Origin of the sequence: Acinetobacter sp. YH16044 (assembly GCF_013417145.1) — a bacterium.
Lineage (GTDB): Bacteria > Pseudomonadota > Gammaproteobacteria > Pseudomonadales > Moraxellaceae > Acinetobacter > Acinetobacter amyesii.
On record NZ_VPEK01000012.1, the window covers coordinates 41,083 to 56,363 of the forward strand.

At 39.3% G+C, this 15,281-nt stretch carries 10 protein-coding genes and 1 other RNA gene; 9 read left to right on the forward strand and 2 right to left on the reverse strand.

The features are described 5' to 3' along the window. Nucleotides 1-57 precede the first annotated feature (57 nt). Together FTV38_RS09035 and FTV38_RS09040 are read left to right on the forward strand one after the other, a co-directional pair. Nucleotides 58-1,209: an efflux RND transporter periplasmic adaptor subunit gene (locus FTV38_RS09035; protein ID WP_180022281.1), complete on the forward strand. Its 1,152-nt coding sequence runs from the start codon at nt 58-60 to the stop codon at nt 1,207-1,209. Nucleotides 1,210-1,215: 6 nt separating this feature from the next. Then, nucleotides 1,216-2,742 carry a DHA2 family efflux MFS transporter permease subunit gene (locus FTV38_RS09040; protein WP_180008247.1) on the forward strand — a complete coding sequence of 509 codons (1,527 nt, stop codon included), beginning with the start codon at nt 1,216-1,218 and terminating at the stop codon, nt 2,740-2,742. Between the two features lie 72 nt (nt 2,743-2,814). Here the strand turns inward: FTV38_RS09040 and glpK are convergent, their stop codons facing one another. Continuing rightward, nucleotides 2,815-4,299: a glycerol kinase GlpK gene (glpK, locus tag FTV38_RS09045; protein WP_180022282.1), complete on the reverse strand. Its 1,485-nt coding sequence runs from the start codon at nt 4,297-4,299 to the stop codon at nt 2,815-2,817. A gap of 128 nt (nt 4,300-4,427) precedes the next feature. Between glpK and ssrA the strand changes: the two genes are divergently transcribed. From ssrA to FTV38_RS09065, 4 genes are all read left to right on the forward strand, one after another. Next, nucleotides 4,428-4,787, forward strand: a transfer-messenger RNA (tmRNA) gene (gene ssrA, locus FTV38_RS09050). Nucleotides 4,788-4,858: 71 nt separating this feature from the next. Further along, nucleotides 4,859-6,427 carry a type I restriction-modification system subunit M gene (locus tag FTV38_RS09055; RefSeq protein ID WP_180022283.1) on the forward strand — a complete coding sequence of 523 codons (1,569 nt, stop codon included), beginning with the start codon at nt 4,859-4,861 and terminating at the stop codon, nt 6,425-6,427. Next, nucleotides 6,427-7,605 carry a restriction endonuclease subunit S gene (locus FTV38_RS09060; protein ID WP_180022284.1) on the forward strand — a complete coding sequence of 393 codons (1,179 nt, stop codon included), beginning with the start codon at nt 6,427-6,429 and terminating at the stop codon, nt 7,603-7,605. Before FTV38_RS09055 ends, FTV38_RS09060 begins: the two co-directional genes overlap by 1 nt. Nucleotides 7,606-7,818: 213 nt before the next feature. Further along, nucleotides 7,819-10,782, forward strand: coding sequence for a type I restriction endonuclease subunit R (locus FTV38_RS09065; RefSeq protein WP_180022285.1), 2,964 nt, complete (start codon nt 7,819-7,821; stop codon nt 10,780-10,782). 151 nt (nt 10,783-10,933) lie between these two features. Here the strand turns inward: FTV38_RS09065 and FTV38_RS09070 are convergent, their stop codons facing one another. Next, nucleotides 10,934-11,128 (reverse strand): hypothetical protein, encoded by a 195-nt coding sequence (locus tag FTV38_RS09070; RefSeq protein ID WP_078189992.1) that lies wholly within the window; start codon nt 11,126-11,128, stop codon nt 10,934-10,936. Nucleotides 11,129-11,585: 457 nt separating this feature from the next. On the opposite strand from FTV38_RS09070, the gene sbmA reads away from it, so the two are divergent. The 3 genes from sbmA (at nt 11,586) to FTV38_RS09085 (ending at nt 15,166) form a co-directional block, all read left to right on the forward strand. Then, nucleotides 11,586-12,782 (forward strand): peptide antibiotic transporter SbmA, encoded by a 1,197-nt coding sequence (gene sbmA, locus FTV38_RS09075; protein WP_180022286.1) that lies wholly within the window; start codon nt 11,586-11,588, stop codon nt 12,780-12,782. A 465-nt stretch (nt 12,783-13,247) separates the two neighbouring features. Further along, a complete protein-coding gene (locus tag FTV38_RS09080; RefSeq protein ID WP_180022287.1) occupies nt 13,248-14,225 on the forward strand; it encodes a hypothetical protein in 978 nt (325 codons plus the stop codon). Between the two features lie 95 nt (nt 14,226-14,320). Further along, on the forward strand, nt 14,321-15,166 hold the full coding sequence (locus FTV38_RS09085; protein ID WP_180022288.1) for a hypothetical protein: 846 nt from the start codon (nt 14,321-14,323) through the stop codon (nt 15,164-15,166). Nucleotides 15,167-15,281: the final 115 nt, after the last annotated feature.

A 15,281-nucleotide genomic window follows, 5' to 3' on the forward strand; every position in this document is an offset into this window, starting at 1 on the left:
CATGCTTTGCAAAGCTCATGATGCCATGACCAAGTCTGCTAGATTTAGGACAAATCTATGACAGATACCGTTAGTAACCTGCCAGAAACCCCATCTACAGAGCAGCCCACCGATCAGGAATTAAAAGCACGCAGAAAAAAAGGCCTTGGTATAGTGGCTGTATTGATCGTGATTGCTTTGGTGATGTATTTGATTTGGTCAATATTTCTAAATCATTCCGTCAGTACCGATAATGCCTATGTTGGTGCAGAAACAGCGTCGATTACCTCGATGGTCACGGGGCAAGTGGCAGATGTTTTGGTGAGTGATACGCAGCAAGTGAAAAAAGGCGATGTGCTTGTTCGCATTGATGCGCGCGATGCTGAAATTGCCTTAGCTCAGGCACAGGCTGAATTACTTAAAGCAAAACGCCAATACAAACAAACTGCGGCGAATAGCAGCTCTTTAAACTCACAAATTTTTGTCAGTGATGATGCAATTCATAGTGCAAGCGCACAAGTCGCCAAGGCACAAGCCGATCTGAATAAAGCTCAAGATGAATTACAACGTCGTCAACAATTGGCTGCTTCGGGTGCGATTTCTAAAGAAGAATTAAGCACAGCGCAAAGTGCTGTGAATACAGCTAAAGCTAGTTTTGATGTGGCTCAAGCAGGACTTGCTCAAGCCAAATCTAGTCAAAAAGCGGCACAAAGTAATAAAGCTGCGAATGATGCATTAATTCAAGACAGCAATGAAAACTCAACCCCAGATGTTTTAGTTGCACAAGCACGTCTACAACAAGCTCAGTTAGACTTAGAACGTACACAAATCAAAGCACCCTTTGATGGTGTGGTGACACGTCGTAATATTCAAGTTGGACAACGCATTGCACCGGGAACGTCATTAATGATGGTAGTGCCAGTCTCTCAGTTATATGTCGATGCTAACTTTAAAGAAAGTCAATTGGCAGGGGTGCAAGCGGGTCAAAAAGTTGAACTGACGTCTGATCTGTATGGTGACAAAGTTAAATTTAATGGCATAGTCACTGGTTTTTCTGGTGGCACAGGTTCAGCATTTGCCTTGATTCCAGCACAAAATGCCACAGGAAACTGGATTAAAGTGGTTCAGCGTTTACCTGTGAGGATTCGTTTAGATCCAAAAGAGTTGGCAGAACACCCACTACGTGTGGGGCTGTCTATGGAAGCGACGATTGACCTGAAATCGAAGTAATTGCCTATGAATCAGCAAATGCAAATGACTGACCTGAAAGGTGGTCGTCTGATTCTCGCTGCCTTGGTCTTGGCATTGGCGAACTTTATGGTTGTGCTCGACATGACCATTGCCAATGTATCTGTGCCGCATATTACTGGTAGCCTTGCAGTATCGGCATCCCAAGGGACATGGGTCATTACCTCTTATGCTGTGGCAGAAGCGATTTGTGTGCCATTAACCGGTTGGCTCGCTGGGCGCTTTGGTTCTGTACGGGTTTTTGTGATCAGCCTGTTTGGCTTTACTGTATTTTCGATACTGTGTGGTTTATCGACCAGTTTGGAAATGTTGGTGTTTTGCCGAATTGGGCAAGGTTTGTTTGGTGGCCCGATTATGCCACTGAGCCAAACGTTGTTAATGCGTATTTTCCCTCCTGAAAAGCAATCCCAAGCCATGGGCATGTGGGCAATGACTACCGTCGTTGGCCCCATTTTAGGTCCAATTTTGGGTGGTACGATCAGTGATAATTTATCTTGGCATTGGATTTTCTTTATCAATATTCCTGTCGGGATCGGTTGTGCAATCGCAGCGATGCGCTTACTGAAAACGGCTGAAACTCCAACACAGAAATTGAAAATTGACCGCGGTGGTTTACTGCTGTTGGTGTTGTGGATCGGTGCCTTGCAATTGATGTTGGACTTGGGTCATGAACGAGATTGGTTTAATCATCCATTTATCGTGGTACTGGCACTGACGGCATTTGTCGGGTTGATCGTTTTTACGATTTGGGAGCTGACTGAGCGGCATCCTGTGGTGAATATACTGCTGTTTAAGTACCGAAGCTTTACCATTTCGGTCTTGGCTTTGGCCTTTGGTTTTGGTGCCTTCTTCGGGAGTATTGTCCTGATTCCGCAGTGGTTACAGATCAACTTGGGCTATACCGCAACGTGGGCAGGCTATCTCACTGCAACGATGGGCGTCGGTAGTCTGACCATGTCGCCAATTGTTGCGAAGCTTGCAACCAAATACGATCAACGTGCTTTAGCGAGTTTTGGTTTAAGTATCTTGGGCGGTGTAACTCTTATGCGCGCCTTTTGGACCACGGATGCAGACTTTATGGCTTTGGCTTTACCGCAAATATTACAAGGTTTTGCCGTTCCATTTTTCTTTATTCCTTTGTCCAATATGGCCTTGGCATCGGTACTGCCACAAGACATGGCATCTGCAGCAGGATTGATGAACTTCTTAAGAACCATGGCAGGGGCAATTGGAGCGTCGATTGCAGTAACCATTTGGGATGATCACACCAAAGTCGCACGCAGTGAAATGGTCAGTAATTTACATGTTACTGAGGTACAAAATACCTTGGTGAATCATGGAATGAGTTCAGAAGCTGCTTTGGGATATATCTCCAGTTTGGTGGATAAAGAAGCCTTAACGCTTTCAGCCAATCATGTGTTCTTAGTCTTGGCAGGTGTCTTTATATTCGCTGCACTGATCATTTGGCTCTGTCCACGACCTAAAGCAGGTGTGGGTGGTGGTCATGCACATTAAATATTATCAAGTATAAAAAAACCGCTCAAATGAGCGGTTTTTTTTATTGCATACGGTGTTGATTGAAAAAAATTAAAGGTCCGAGCGCGCCCGTTTGAGTGCAGACTGCCACTGAGCCAAATGAAATTCACGTTGATCAGCATTCATTTTTGGTTCAAAAGCACGTTCTAATTGCCATGATGCGGCAATTTCATCAAGATTTGAAAACACACCCGCTTTGAGTCCAGCCATTGCGGCAGCGCCCCATGCTGTTGATTCTAAAAGTTTAGGACGCAGTACAGGCACATTTAAAATATCGGCCTGAAATTGCATCAGCATATCATTGCTACTGGCACCGCCATCGACTCGGAGTTCTTTAAGTGGACTAGACAGGTCTGACTGCATGGCGGTCAATACATCCGACACTTGAAAGGCAATGGCCTCTAAGGCGGCACGAGCTATGTGGGATTTATTTGTACCACGTGACATTCCACAGAGGAGGGCACGGGCATCACTATCCCAATGCGGAGCGCCTAGCCCAGTAAAGGCAGGAACCAAAACCACGCCATCGGTATGCTCCACTTGGCACGCGAGTTTTTCAACATCACTGCTTTTTTGAATAATCCCTAAACCGTCTCTTAGCCATTGCACAATGGCACCCGCCATAAAGACACTGCCTTCGAGTGCATAATGGGTTTGGTTTTGTGCTTTCCACGCCAATGTCGAGAGTAGTTTATTTTGACTATATTGAACTTCAGTGCCGGTATTAAACAACATGAAACAGCCTGTACCGTAGGTATTTTTGGCTGTACCGGCTTCAAAACAAGATTGACCAAATAGCGCAGATTGTTGATCACCTAAAATGCCGGTAATGGGAATGTTTGCGCCAAGTAAACCTGTAGCGGTATCTGCAATATATTCATCTGAACTGATGATTTTAGGAAGGACCGAAAGGGGAATATCAAATAATTCTAAGAGTTCTTCATCCCAAGCTTGTTGCTGCAAGTTCATTAGCATGGTTCGTGAGGCATTGCTTGCTTCAATCACATGCTCTGCACCTTGTGTCAGGTTCCACACCAACCAACTGTCAATCGTGCCGAAAGCCACATGACCTTGCTCTGCGAGTTCACGTAGACCTTGGGTGTGTTCTAATAACCAGACCAATTTCCCAGCACTAAAATAGGGGTCGATACGTAAACCGGTCTTTTTGTGAATGAGGTCATTGAGGTTTTGTTGAGTTAGTTGCCCACACCACTCGGTTGCACGGCGGTCTTGCCAAACAATTGCAGGAGCAAGTGGTTGACCTGTGCGTTTATCCCAAACCACAGTGGTCTCACGTTGATTGGTCAGGCCAATGGCTTTGATGTCTTTGGCGAGGATGCGAGCAGAGGCGAGCGCTTGTTGTACGACGGCAATTTGGGTACTCCAAATTTCCTGAGCATCTTGCTCCACCCAACCCGAATGTGGGGTTTGAATATGGGTTTCCCGTTGAGCTGTAGCTTGAACTTGTCCATGTTCGTTAAAAATGATCGCACGACTTGAAGTCGTTCCTTGATCGAGTGCCAATAAATAGCTCATATATTTTTCTTTTGCGGTCTTGAAAAATAAAATATTAACGCAATTATGTAATTAAGCGCAGATCAATGTGTAATTGTTTCGAAATTGCATCGCAATTTTTTGCAGTTATGCTATGATGACGCTACTTTGGGGATGTTTCTGGCTTCGACGCTGGTGATGAAACTCATAGATGCATGTCGAGAGCGCATTTTCTCTCGTAAATCAAATTTGCATATTTTAGTCGCAAACGACGAAACTTACGCTCTAGCTGCCTAAGGGCAGCTTGTCCGCATCCCTGAATACTTGTGGTTAGGGGTCCCGACTGAAGCGAACGCACACAAGTCCGTATAAGATCAAGCCTTGGGGTCTTATACTAAATCTTAAAGGATCGCGATTTGTACCCTGTTCGTCGGGTCACAAAGAGCTAAATCAATAGACGATATCTAAGCATGTAGTATTCTCGAGCGTAGTGCTGGCGGACGCGGGTTCAACTCCCGCCATCTCCACCAAAATTCAAAAAAGTCGAACCTTCGGGTTCGGCTTTTTTTATGATTAATTAAAAACATTTTTTGGTACAACAATGACTCAAGTCCAGCTTCAAGAACTGCAAAAACAACTCTGGAATATTGCCAATACTTTGCGCGGTAAAATGGGGGCAGATGAATTCCGTGATTACATTTTGGGCTTGATCTTCTATAAATATTTGTCTGAAAAAATTCAAAATAATGCCAACGAAATTTTGGCGCCGGATCAAATTAAGTTTGCAGAATTGGTCGAAGATACTGAAAATAATCATGCATATTTGAGTGCTGTGCGTGAAGAATGTCTTGCCAGTATGGGCTATTTCTTAGCGCCACAAGAATTGTTCCACAGTATGGCAACATTAGCTCGAGCAAAAAAATACATTTTGGATGATGTAATTAAAACCCTTAAGGCAATTGAGCAAAGTACATTGCGTACAGATGCGGCCGATGATTTTTCACATTTGTTTGAAGACATGGATTTAAGTTCGACCAAGTTAGGTAATACGCCAGATGACCGCAATGAGCTGATTAGCCGTGTGATCGTACATTTAGACGATATTAATTTTGATCTATCGAATACTGAGTCTGATATTTTAGGCGATGCTTATGAGTTTCTCATTGGTGAATTTGCTTCAGGTGCTGGTAAAAAAGCAGGTGAGTTTTATACACCGCAAATGGTTTCGACTTTGCTTGCAAAACTTGTCACCTTAGGTAAAGAACGTCTACGCAGTGTATATGACCCGACTTGTGGTTCAGGATCTTTATTGCTACGTGTAAAGCGTGAAGTCGGCGATGTGGATGCGATTTATGGTCAAGAAATGAATCGTACGACCTATAACTTGGCACGTATGAACATGATTTTGCATGATGTGCATTACTCAAAGTTTGAAATTAAGCAGGAAGATACTTTAAAACGTCCACAGCATATGGAACTGAAATTTGATGCGATTGTAGCGAATCCACCATTTTCGGCAAAGTGGTCTGCGAGTGAGTCATACTTAAGCGATCCGCGTTTCCGTGATTTTGGTAAGTTAGCCCCAAGTTCTAAGGCCGATATGGCGTTTTTACAGCACATGCTTTATCAGTTAGATGAAAATGGGACTTTGGCGATTGTACTACCGCATGGAGTTTTGTTCCGTGGTTCGAGTGAAGGGCACATTCGTAAGCATCTAATTGAAAAGTTAAATGTGATTGATACGATTATTGGTTTGCCTGCCAATATTTTCTATGGCACGACTATTCCGACTTGTGTGTTGGTGTTGAAGAAAAACCGTGAGCATAGCGACAATATTTTATTTATTGATGCGAGCAACGAGTTTGATAAGCAAAAGAATCAAAACAAGCTCTTGCCAGAGCATTTAGATAATATCGTTGGTGCATTTGAAAACCGTCAAAATATTGAAAAATATGCATACGTAGCGAGTCTGCAAGAAGTTGCTGACAATGATTACAATTTGAATATTCCTCGTTATGTGGATACTTTTGAAGCGGAAGCTGAAATTGATTTAGATGCAATAGCGAAACAGCTTCACGCCTTAGAAGTGGAAAGTCAAAAGACTGATGCGGTGATTGCAGGTTTTTGTAAAGAGTTAGGGATTGATTCTCCGTTTGCGGAGGTGAAGTAATGGCTTCGCCTAAGTTACGATTTAAAGAGTTTGATAGGGATTGGGAAAGATCAAAACTTGGCAATAAAGCTAAGTTTTTTCAAGGTGAACAAGTATCTTTAGATGATCAATATATAGCATGTGAAGAAGGACTGATAAAATTCTTAAGAATTGAAAACTTCACTCAGAATTCGAAAGATTTTAGATTCATTAAATATGATGGCTCACCTGAGAAAATTCTATGTAAAGAAGATATAGCCATTGTTAGATATGGTGCAACAGCAGGATTTATCGGTTCAGATGAAGAAGGTGTTATTGCAAATAACCTTTTTAAAGTGGTTGCTGATAGTAAAATAATAAATCAGAAATATTTGAAGCTGATTTTGAAATCAGACAAGACGTTTAACTATTTTCAGAGCGAAATGTCTGGTGGAGCAATGCCAGCCTTAAACTTTAAAATTGTGGGTAATTTAGATATAGCGTTTCCTTGCTTAGAAGAACAAGCCAAAATCGCTTCTTTTCTTTCCGCTGTGGATGAAAAAATTAACCTACTGACCCAAAAACATGAACTACTGAGCCAATATAAACAGGGCATGATGCAAAAGCTGTTTAGCCAGCAGATACGTTTTAAAGCGGATGATGGGAGTGAGTTTGGGGAGTGGAGTCAGCGAGAGTTAAAAGAGGTCGCACAAATTAATCCTAAAACAAAAACACTACCTAAAAACTTTATTTATATTGATTTGGAAAGCGTTGAAAAGGGGCAGTTACTTTTAGAAAAAAATATTACTTTGAGTGAAGCACCAAGTCGAGCACAAAGATTGTTGGCTAAGGGAGATGTTTTATTTCAAATGGTTAGACCTTATCAACAGAACAATTATTATTTTAATTTAGATGGGGGATACGTAGCTTCAACAGGTTATGCTCAAATTCGTACAGAATTAAACTCTAAGTTTATTTATTATGCCTTACATGGAAAAGTATTTTTAGATGAAGTTCTGAATCATTGCACAGGAACAAGCTATCCTGCGATTAATAGTTCAGATTTATCATCTATTGAAATAGAAATCCCTTGCCTAGAAGAACAAACTAAAATCGCTAATTTTCTGACAGTGATTGACCAAAAAATTGCAGGTGTTGCACAGAAAATTGAACAAGCCAAACAGTGGAAAAAAGGCTTGTTACAGCAAATGTTTGTCTGATTGTTTATATTGCTTCATAAAATTCCTGCATTTATTCAAATGTGGGAATTTTTTATTTAAGAAAGTACTGAAGGATTCCTAAAAGAAAAAACAGTGATCTGTATCATCAGTTTAGGTGTTTATTTGATGAATTTAAAAGATTGAAAAATATAATAAATCTATTAGAATCAAAAGATATACATACCAATAGTTAAAAACTGAGCAGTATTATAAATGTCGACCCAAAAAGAACTTGAACTCGAAAACCAATTTATAGAGCACTTAACAACTTTAGGGTACGAACGTGTTCAGTATAGAAACGAAACAGCCTTACTCGCAAACTTAAAAAATCAAATAGAAAAATTTAACGCACTGACTGCACCACTCACACATGAGCAATGGGAACAGGTGTGGAATTACCTGAGCAGTGAACATACGATTTTCGGCAAAGCCAAACTATTGCGTGGTTCATACCAGCTTAAACATGATGATGGTACGACCCAAACACTGCGCTTTTTAAGTGATGATGCAGAAAAAAATATTTTTCAAGTGACCAACCAAGTGACGGTTCAATACGGTGAGAGCGGTACAGAAACCAGCCGTTTTGATGTCACGCTATTGATCAACGGCTTTCCGTTGGTACAAGTTGAACTTAAGCGTAGTGGCGTAGAAATCGCACAAGCGTTTCACCAAGTGCATAACTACAGTAAAGACGCCTATACATCTGGAAAAGGTTTGTTTGGATACATACAGCTGTTTGTCATTAGCAACAGCGTAAATTGCTTATATTATTCACACGGTACGCCACTGTTTGATTTCACATTTCCGTGGGCCGATGAAAACAACAAAGCAATTAATGATTTGAGTAAATTTACCGAAGCATTTTTAAACGCCGCACATATTACGAAAATGATCAGTAAATACATCGTTCAGCATCAAACCAATGAATGCTTAATGGTGCTACGACCTTATCAAGTCTATGCAGTTGAAAACATGATTCAGCATGTAAAAACCTCAACCGATCATGCCTATATTTGGCATACAACGGGTTCGGGTAAAACACTCACGGCATTTAAAGCCAGTGAAATCATGCGTCAGTTGCCTGAAATAGAAAAAGTTATCTTTGTCGTGGACCGAAAAGACCTCGATAATCAAACCACTAAAGAGTTCAATGCCTTTGTTCCCGACTGCGTAGACCAAACGACCAACACCAAAACATTGGTTGAGCAGCTCATCGGTAAACGGCTGAACTCACGAAAAAATGAAAGCAATATACTCACAGATAAATTGGTCGTGACGACCATTCAAAAGCTGAATAACGCAATTACACTCCCTAAATTCAGAGAATTGATCGCCGATTTGGCAGATAAAAAAGTCGTATTTATTTTTGATGAATGCCACCGCAGTCAATTTGGTGATACTCACCAAAATATCAAACGCTTCTTTAAACAGGCGCAAATGTTCGGTTTTACAGGCACGCCTATTTTTCCTGTGAACTGTCAAAGCATTGGTGGCGTGAAATACACCACAGAATATCTATTCCCTAAACGACTGCATAAATATGTGATTGTCGATGCGATTGCAGATAAAAATGTTCTACCTTTTCAAATTGATTATGTGGGGCAATTTACCGCAAATCAGGTGAATGCAGGTGATGAAAAAATACAAGGCATCGATACTAAAGAGCTGTATGACAACCCTGAGCGCTTAGAAAAAATTGTACGTTATATTTTAAAAAATCATGACAAAAAAACGGCAAAACGCGAATTTTGTTCAATGTTTTGTGTCAGCTCAGTAGATGTCCTGCTTCAATATTATGCAATATTTGCCAAAGTCCAAGCAGAGTTGGTTGCAGAAGCGGACAAGAAGGAAGAAATTTATACCCCTTTAGTGATTGGTACGATATTTTCTTTTGGAGCGCAGGACACGACAAACGACGCCAATGACTCTGCAACAGGTACAATTTCTGAAGAAGAACTAGAACAGCCGAGTCAAGTTGATATGGGGCGTAAAGCGCAACTTGAACGGATCATTGCAGAATTCAATACGCGCCATCTGACTAGCTATAACTGTGACGAAGGATTTTACGAATATTATAAAAATCTAGGTGATCGCGTTAAGTACTTCAAAGTACCTAAACCACCTAAAGAAGTTGGGGAGCTGAAAGGGCCACCAATTGATTTATTACTTGTGGTCAATATGTTCCTGACTGGGTTTGACTCATTGCCGCTCAATACGATTTATGTCGACAAGAACTTAAAATATCACGGATTAATTCAGGCTTTTTCGCGTACAAACCGTATTTACAAACCAACTAAAGCTTTTGGTAATGTCGTGTGTTTTAGAAATTTAAAGCAGGCAACAGATAAAGCTCTTTCTACTTTTGCAGACGACCAAAATTTTGAACCAGTGATTGTGCCACCATTGGATCAACAATTAGCAGAATTTAATAAGTGTGTTAGTGAATTAAGAAAAATAACACCTGAGTGTCAGTCAGTAGATGATCTAAAACTCGAAAGTCAGCAGTTGCAGTTTATTCAAGCTTTTCGTGATGTGATTCGTCTACATTCACAACTGAAAATGTATACAGACTTTGATGTTGATAACGCAGTTATAGTGCCGCAAGAACTTGAGGACTATAAATCTAAATATAAAGATTTGTATGACAGAATAAATAAAGGTACAGCGGTTGAAAAAGATTCAGTGCTACGTGACGTGAATTTTGCTTTAGATTTTATTATTAGTGATTATGTAAATCAGGATTATATTTATACATTATTAAATATGATTGCTGCTGCGCCACCGTCCTCGATTCAAAGAGCGAAACAGCAGCAACAACTCCAATCTTTACTCAGTAATGACCGAAAAATGTATAAAAAAATGGATTTGATTCAGAAATTTATTGATGAACAAATGCCACGAATGCTGAATGGCCAAAGTGTTCAAGATGCATTTAAGCAGTTTTGGGATGCAGAAAAACAGCAAGCCTATGATGTCTTTTGTAAAGATGAAAATCTTGTGATTGATGAATTTAAAAAAGTGGTTCAACGATTTGATTTTACTGAACGTTTTCCGCACGCACATGAAATTCGGCCATTGCCAAAAAACAAGCCTTCAGCACTGGTGAGTAAAGTCTATTTTGAGGGATTGCATCAGAAAACCAATGCGATTTTAGAAAAATATGATTTACGGATTTAAACGTTAAGCTAAGTTATGAAAAATATTTGCTTAAAAGGAGGGTTCTTTTTTTATGGAATTTAAGAACCTTATCCTGTTTATTCAATAATTGTATGATTAAATTTCTTAGAATAAATATGATTTAAAAACAAATCACAAAGTGAGGCGAAAATTAAATTTCGCGCCAAACTTCATTCTTATCTTTCAATGAAATCATAAAGTTAAATTTGTCATCATTACTTACCAAAAGGCCTTCTGGCGTTTGCATAATCACTTTTAGAACGGTACCAGTTTCAAAAACCAAAGGACTGCAATTTTCTTTATTTAATGTAATTGGTTTGAGTAATTCAACAATTGCACTTTCCATTTTACTTCCCCAAGCATAGGTTGTTAATTGAACTTAGCATATTATTGGTGAAGAAACATGTTTTGTAAATGACGTGAGCTACATCGCAGAAAATATTTTAGAGAATTCCATAACTTAAGTTTAAATAATGGTTAAATAATTTATGGATTTTAATTTATTGATATCAAAGAAAATTTATAAAATTACAAATTTTTTAAGTGTATCTGTATGCTTAAGATGCGTTTTTTGTTCCACAAACAATGACCAAATCATCAATATGACTTGATCAATAAAGGAATTTAAGGCAATTTTCAGTTTTCATGCTTAAGCTAACAGAATGATGTGTCGTCTTGTATTTGATTGTTAAATTTCAGATTAAACAGCGTTAAATATTCAATCCGAATAACAAAATTGATGAAATAAAACTTATCATCAGCAACTCAAACTAAAAACAAAGATTTAGGGAAATGTAGGGCCAATGTTTAAATCGTTTTTTCCAAATCCAAAATGGTTTTTTGGATCATTCCTTCTATGGTTCGTAATCAATATTGTCTTGTGGTATAGCGGTGGTAATAGTTGGGGTACGATATTTGGTTTACCTGCAAATTATCATATTGCAGAACTACCTATTGGTGTCAGCCGATTTTGGAGTCCCAAATTTTTATGGTTCTATGTTTGGTTTTTTGTAGCAACGGCGCTTTTTGCAGCCTTTTGGAAGATCAAATCAGATAATCCTTGGCAGCGATGGTCAGTGTGGGGAACCGCACTTATTCTGTTTAATGTTTGGTTTAGTGTGGAATGTAATGTCGTGATCAATGCTTGGTATAACCCATTCTATGACCTGATCCAGAAAATGCTTTCAGGTGGTGGGGGCGAAGTGACGATGCTATATTCTGAGATACTGACTTTTCTCTATGTGGCCATGGTGTATGTCACACTGGCGGTATTGAACCTGTTTTTCGTCAGTCATTATGTTTTTCGTTGGCGTACTGCGATGAATGACTTTTATACAGCGCATTGGGAAAAACTGAGAACCATCGAAGGTGCCTCACAGCGTATTCAAGAAGACACGATGCGTTTTGCGAGAACCACAGAAGGACTTGGGGTTAGCTTAGTTGAATCGGTGATGACCTTAATTGCATTTCTACCTGTGCTGCTAACTTTATCAACACATGTAAAGAAATTACCTGTCGTGGGGGAAATCGCCTATGCATTGGTTTGGGCGGCAGTCCTTTGGGCGGTTTTAGGGACGGTTATTTTAATGCTGGTGGGTTATAAACTACCGGGTTTGGAGTTTAATAATCAAAAAGTCGAAGCGGCATATCGTAAAGAGTTAGTTTATGGTGAAGATTATGCAGATCGAGCAGACCCTTTCACATTAAAAGAATTATTTACTAAAGTTCGTTTTAATTATTTTAGACTGTATTTCCACTACGCTTATTTCAATCTGGTTCGTATTTGGTACATGCAACTGGATAATATTTATGGATATTTTATTTTGTTTCCAAGTATTGCTGCGGGAACAATTACGCTCGGTATATTAATGCAAATTTTAAATGTCTTTGGGCGTGTACGTGATTCCTTCCAATACCTGATTTCCTCATGGACAACCATTATCGAACTGATTTCTATTTATAAGCGTTTAAGAGCGTTTGAAGAAAAAATTAATAATTGATTTTATAAGTTTAAAATAGACCTGCACTAAAATGCAGGTTTTTTTATGACTTTAATTTTAAGTTAATATATTTCAATAAAATCAATAGATTAATATTTTTAGATGAGCTGTTTTTTTACTCGATTCCATATTGTCGCTCGAATCATGGATAGGCCCAGCTTTATATTATTATTAATAATAGAGGCTTGTTCTGATGGCAGATTTGATAAGCACATAGCGATACATAAATGCTTGCGAAATAACCTAAAAGGGAACGATGATGACCGTTCACCAAGGATAAACAAATACACTTAAATAAAATGTGAAATTCATCAAATTAAAATTAACAACATATGCACACATCTCAAACGTGTACGATTTTAGTGATTAAATTTATAAAAATAATAAATAAAATCAAGATTATAAAATTGTGAAAGGCACTAAATTACGCTATTTTTTAAGGGTGAATTTTTTGAGATTTTTGCTGTGAATTTAAAGGCAATTTTATGGGTGGGGAGTATTGGATTTGCATTACATGGTTGTACCACCATGCAGAGTTTAAACCCAAATTCATTTAATCATTATGCATCACCACAAGAAGTGATCAATCAAAAAGGGCTAAATAGCTCAAATGGCAAGGCGAAAGAATACGTCTATGATTGGGGACCACAAAAGAAAAATATGGAAGCAGAATCGCTCATACCCAAGCAAAATATGAGCAGTTACTGCCAAGCCAAAAATGGCAAATTTATTCAACTGAATAAAAGCAATTTGAACCAAGTCAAAAATGCATGGAGTCGTAAATTATTAGCGACCTATAGCAGTATAAAACAGAGCACAGGTGTGTTTCAGTGTAGTCAGGCAGATGGACAACGTTGGATGGTTGCTATTGAACCCGTTTCAGAGCGTAAATTAAATGACCGTTCTGAAACCCGCTTAGTGAGTTTGTATACAGCAATTATTGGACCCGAAGAACGTCGCAAAAACTATAATAAACAAGAAGAAACTGTAGCTAAAAAAGCCACACCAAGCAAAGCAAAAGCAAAAGCAACGACAACAAAAAGCAATGCGAAAGATGAAGCAAAAAAAGAAGTAGAGACTAAAAAAGAAACCAAAGCCAAAGAGCCTGAAAACAAACCTATAGTGAAACCAGTTGCTGAAACATCTCAGCAGATACAAATGCGCTTATATGTGAATGCACGACGCGATCTGAATGCCGGAAAAAACCAAGTCACCGCTTGTAATAATGCACAGCGCGCTTATAGCTATGGCAAATTAAATGGTGCAAATGCCAATAGAGCCTATGCTGAATCAGGTATGCTCGTTGCAAAATGCTTAACCTCAGTGCCTGCATATAGCAAAAGTTATCCAAACGCCAATGCAAGAGCAAAAGGCATCCTACAAAACTTAGCGACCAACTATAACCACGCAGGGGCAAAAAATATGTTGAATCGTATGAAATAAACTTCAACAGGATAAAAGCCATTTGGGGAAATAAGCTTTTATCCTGATCCAATGATGTACTCAGATAAAATTTTAAAAAATAATAAGGAAAAACCATGAGTTCAGTAAATGAAACTTATTTTAATGCACCATTATTTGACCGAGAATTAACAGAGATTACAGTCAATATCGAGCAAACACCCTTCTTTTTGAATGATCGTGGGCATCCAACATATTTAGCATCACTTGGGGCAGGAATTCATTTAATTACCGAGTCAGCCACCAATGCGAAAATGACGATGGGAAATCCCTACGATGTGCCTTCCGAAATTTCGACTAAAATTACCAATTGGGGGGAGCAAACGGAGCTTGAATTTGAAGGGCAACACTTCGAGTTTATGCCATTGGTTGCGACCAGAGAAACCGCTGCAGCTTTTGGTATCACCTTAGTTCAGGCAGGTGAAGCGATTCAGATTCATTCAAATCAAAAACGACTGTCAGAGATTCAATATGAATACGGCATGATGGCAGGTCATTGTTTTGCCTATCTAGATGGCGGTAAGCCTGACTGTAGTGGAAAAACCTTATTTCCTTATGTGGCTACTGATTTAGAACACCATGACTTTCCGCATATTTTTAGCGCGACAGATCAGGATCAATTGCCTCTGGTCATCTCAGTGGGACGCTATTTTCCAAATCTAGGCAAGATTTACTTGGCAGATTTATGGGTCAATCCGGGAGATGCTTTATACATTCCTGCGAAACCAAAATATTTAAATCCCGAGTTTATTGACCTACATAATAACCGTAATGCAGCACTTGCATGTTGGCGAGGTGATAGCAATAAATCGACATTGACCACCCATAGTTTGCTCGATACCCATGGACATTTTTACTGGTATTGGAATAGAAGGCCAACGATTCATCCTCTCATCTATGCACCGACTAGCAAAAATGAATAGTTGAGTTACATAGACCAAACAGCAAATACAGCACTTCATGATACAAAGGTGACTCAAGTTTTGGGAGTTTGGTCTATGGCTTACGGTTTATCTAAAAAATTACATCTACGTTTTT

What these genes read in the sequence shown, in the direction of transcription:
- FTV38_RS09035 (WP_180022281.1), top strand. Translation starts at nt 58, where the DNA reads ATGACAGATACCGTTAGTAACCTGCCAGAAACCCCATCTACAGAGCAG.
- FTV38_RS09040 (WP_180008247.1), top strand. Translation starts at nt 1,216, where the DNA reads ATGAATCAGCAAATGCAAATGACTGACCTGAAAGGTGGTCGTCTGATT.
- glpK (WP_180022282.1), bottom strand. Translation starts at nt 4,299, where the DNA reads ATGAGCTATTTATTGGCACTCGATCAAGGAACGACTTCAAGTCGTGCG.
- FTV38_RS09055 (WP_180022283.1), top strand. Translation starts at nt 4,859, where the DNA reads ATGACTCAAGTCCAGCTTCAAGAACTGCAAAAACAACTCTGGAATATT.
- FTV38_RS09060 (WP_180022284.1), top strand. Translation starts at nt 6,427, where the DNA reads ATGGCTTCGCCTAAGTTACGATTTAAAGAGTTTGATAGGGATTGGGAA.
- FTV38_RS09065 (WP_180022285.1), top strand. Translation starts at nt 7,819, where the DNA reads ATGTCGACCCAAAAAGAACTTGAACTCGAAAACCAATTTATAGAGCAC.
- FTV38_RS09070 (WP_078189992.1), bottom strand. Translation starts at nt 11,128, where the DNA reads ATGGAAAGTGCAATTGTTGAATTACTCAAACCAATTACATTAAATAAA.
- sbmA (WP_180022286.1), top strand. Translation starts at nt 11,586, where the DNA reads ATGTTTAAATCGTTTTTTCCAAATCCAAAATGGTTTTTTGGATCATTC.
- FTV38_RS09085 (WP_180022288.1), top strand. Translation starts at nt 14,321, where the DNA reads ATGAGTTCAGTAAATGAAACTTATTTTAATGCACCATTATTTGACCGA.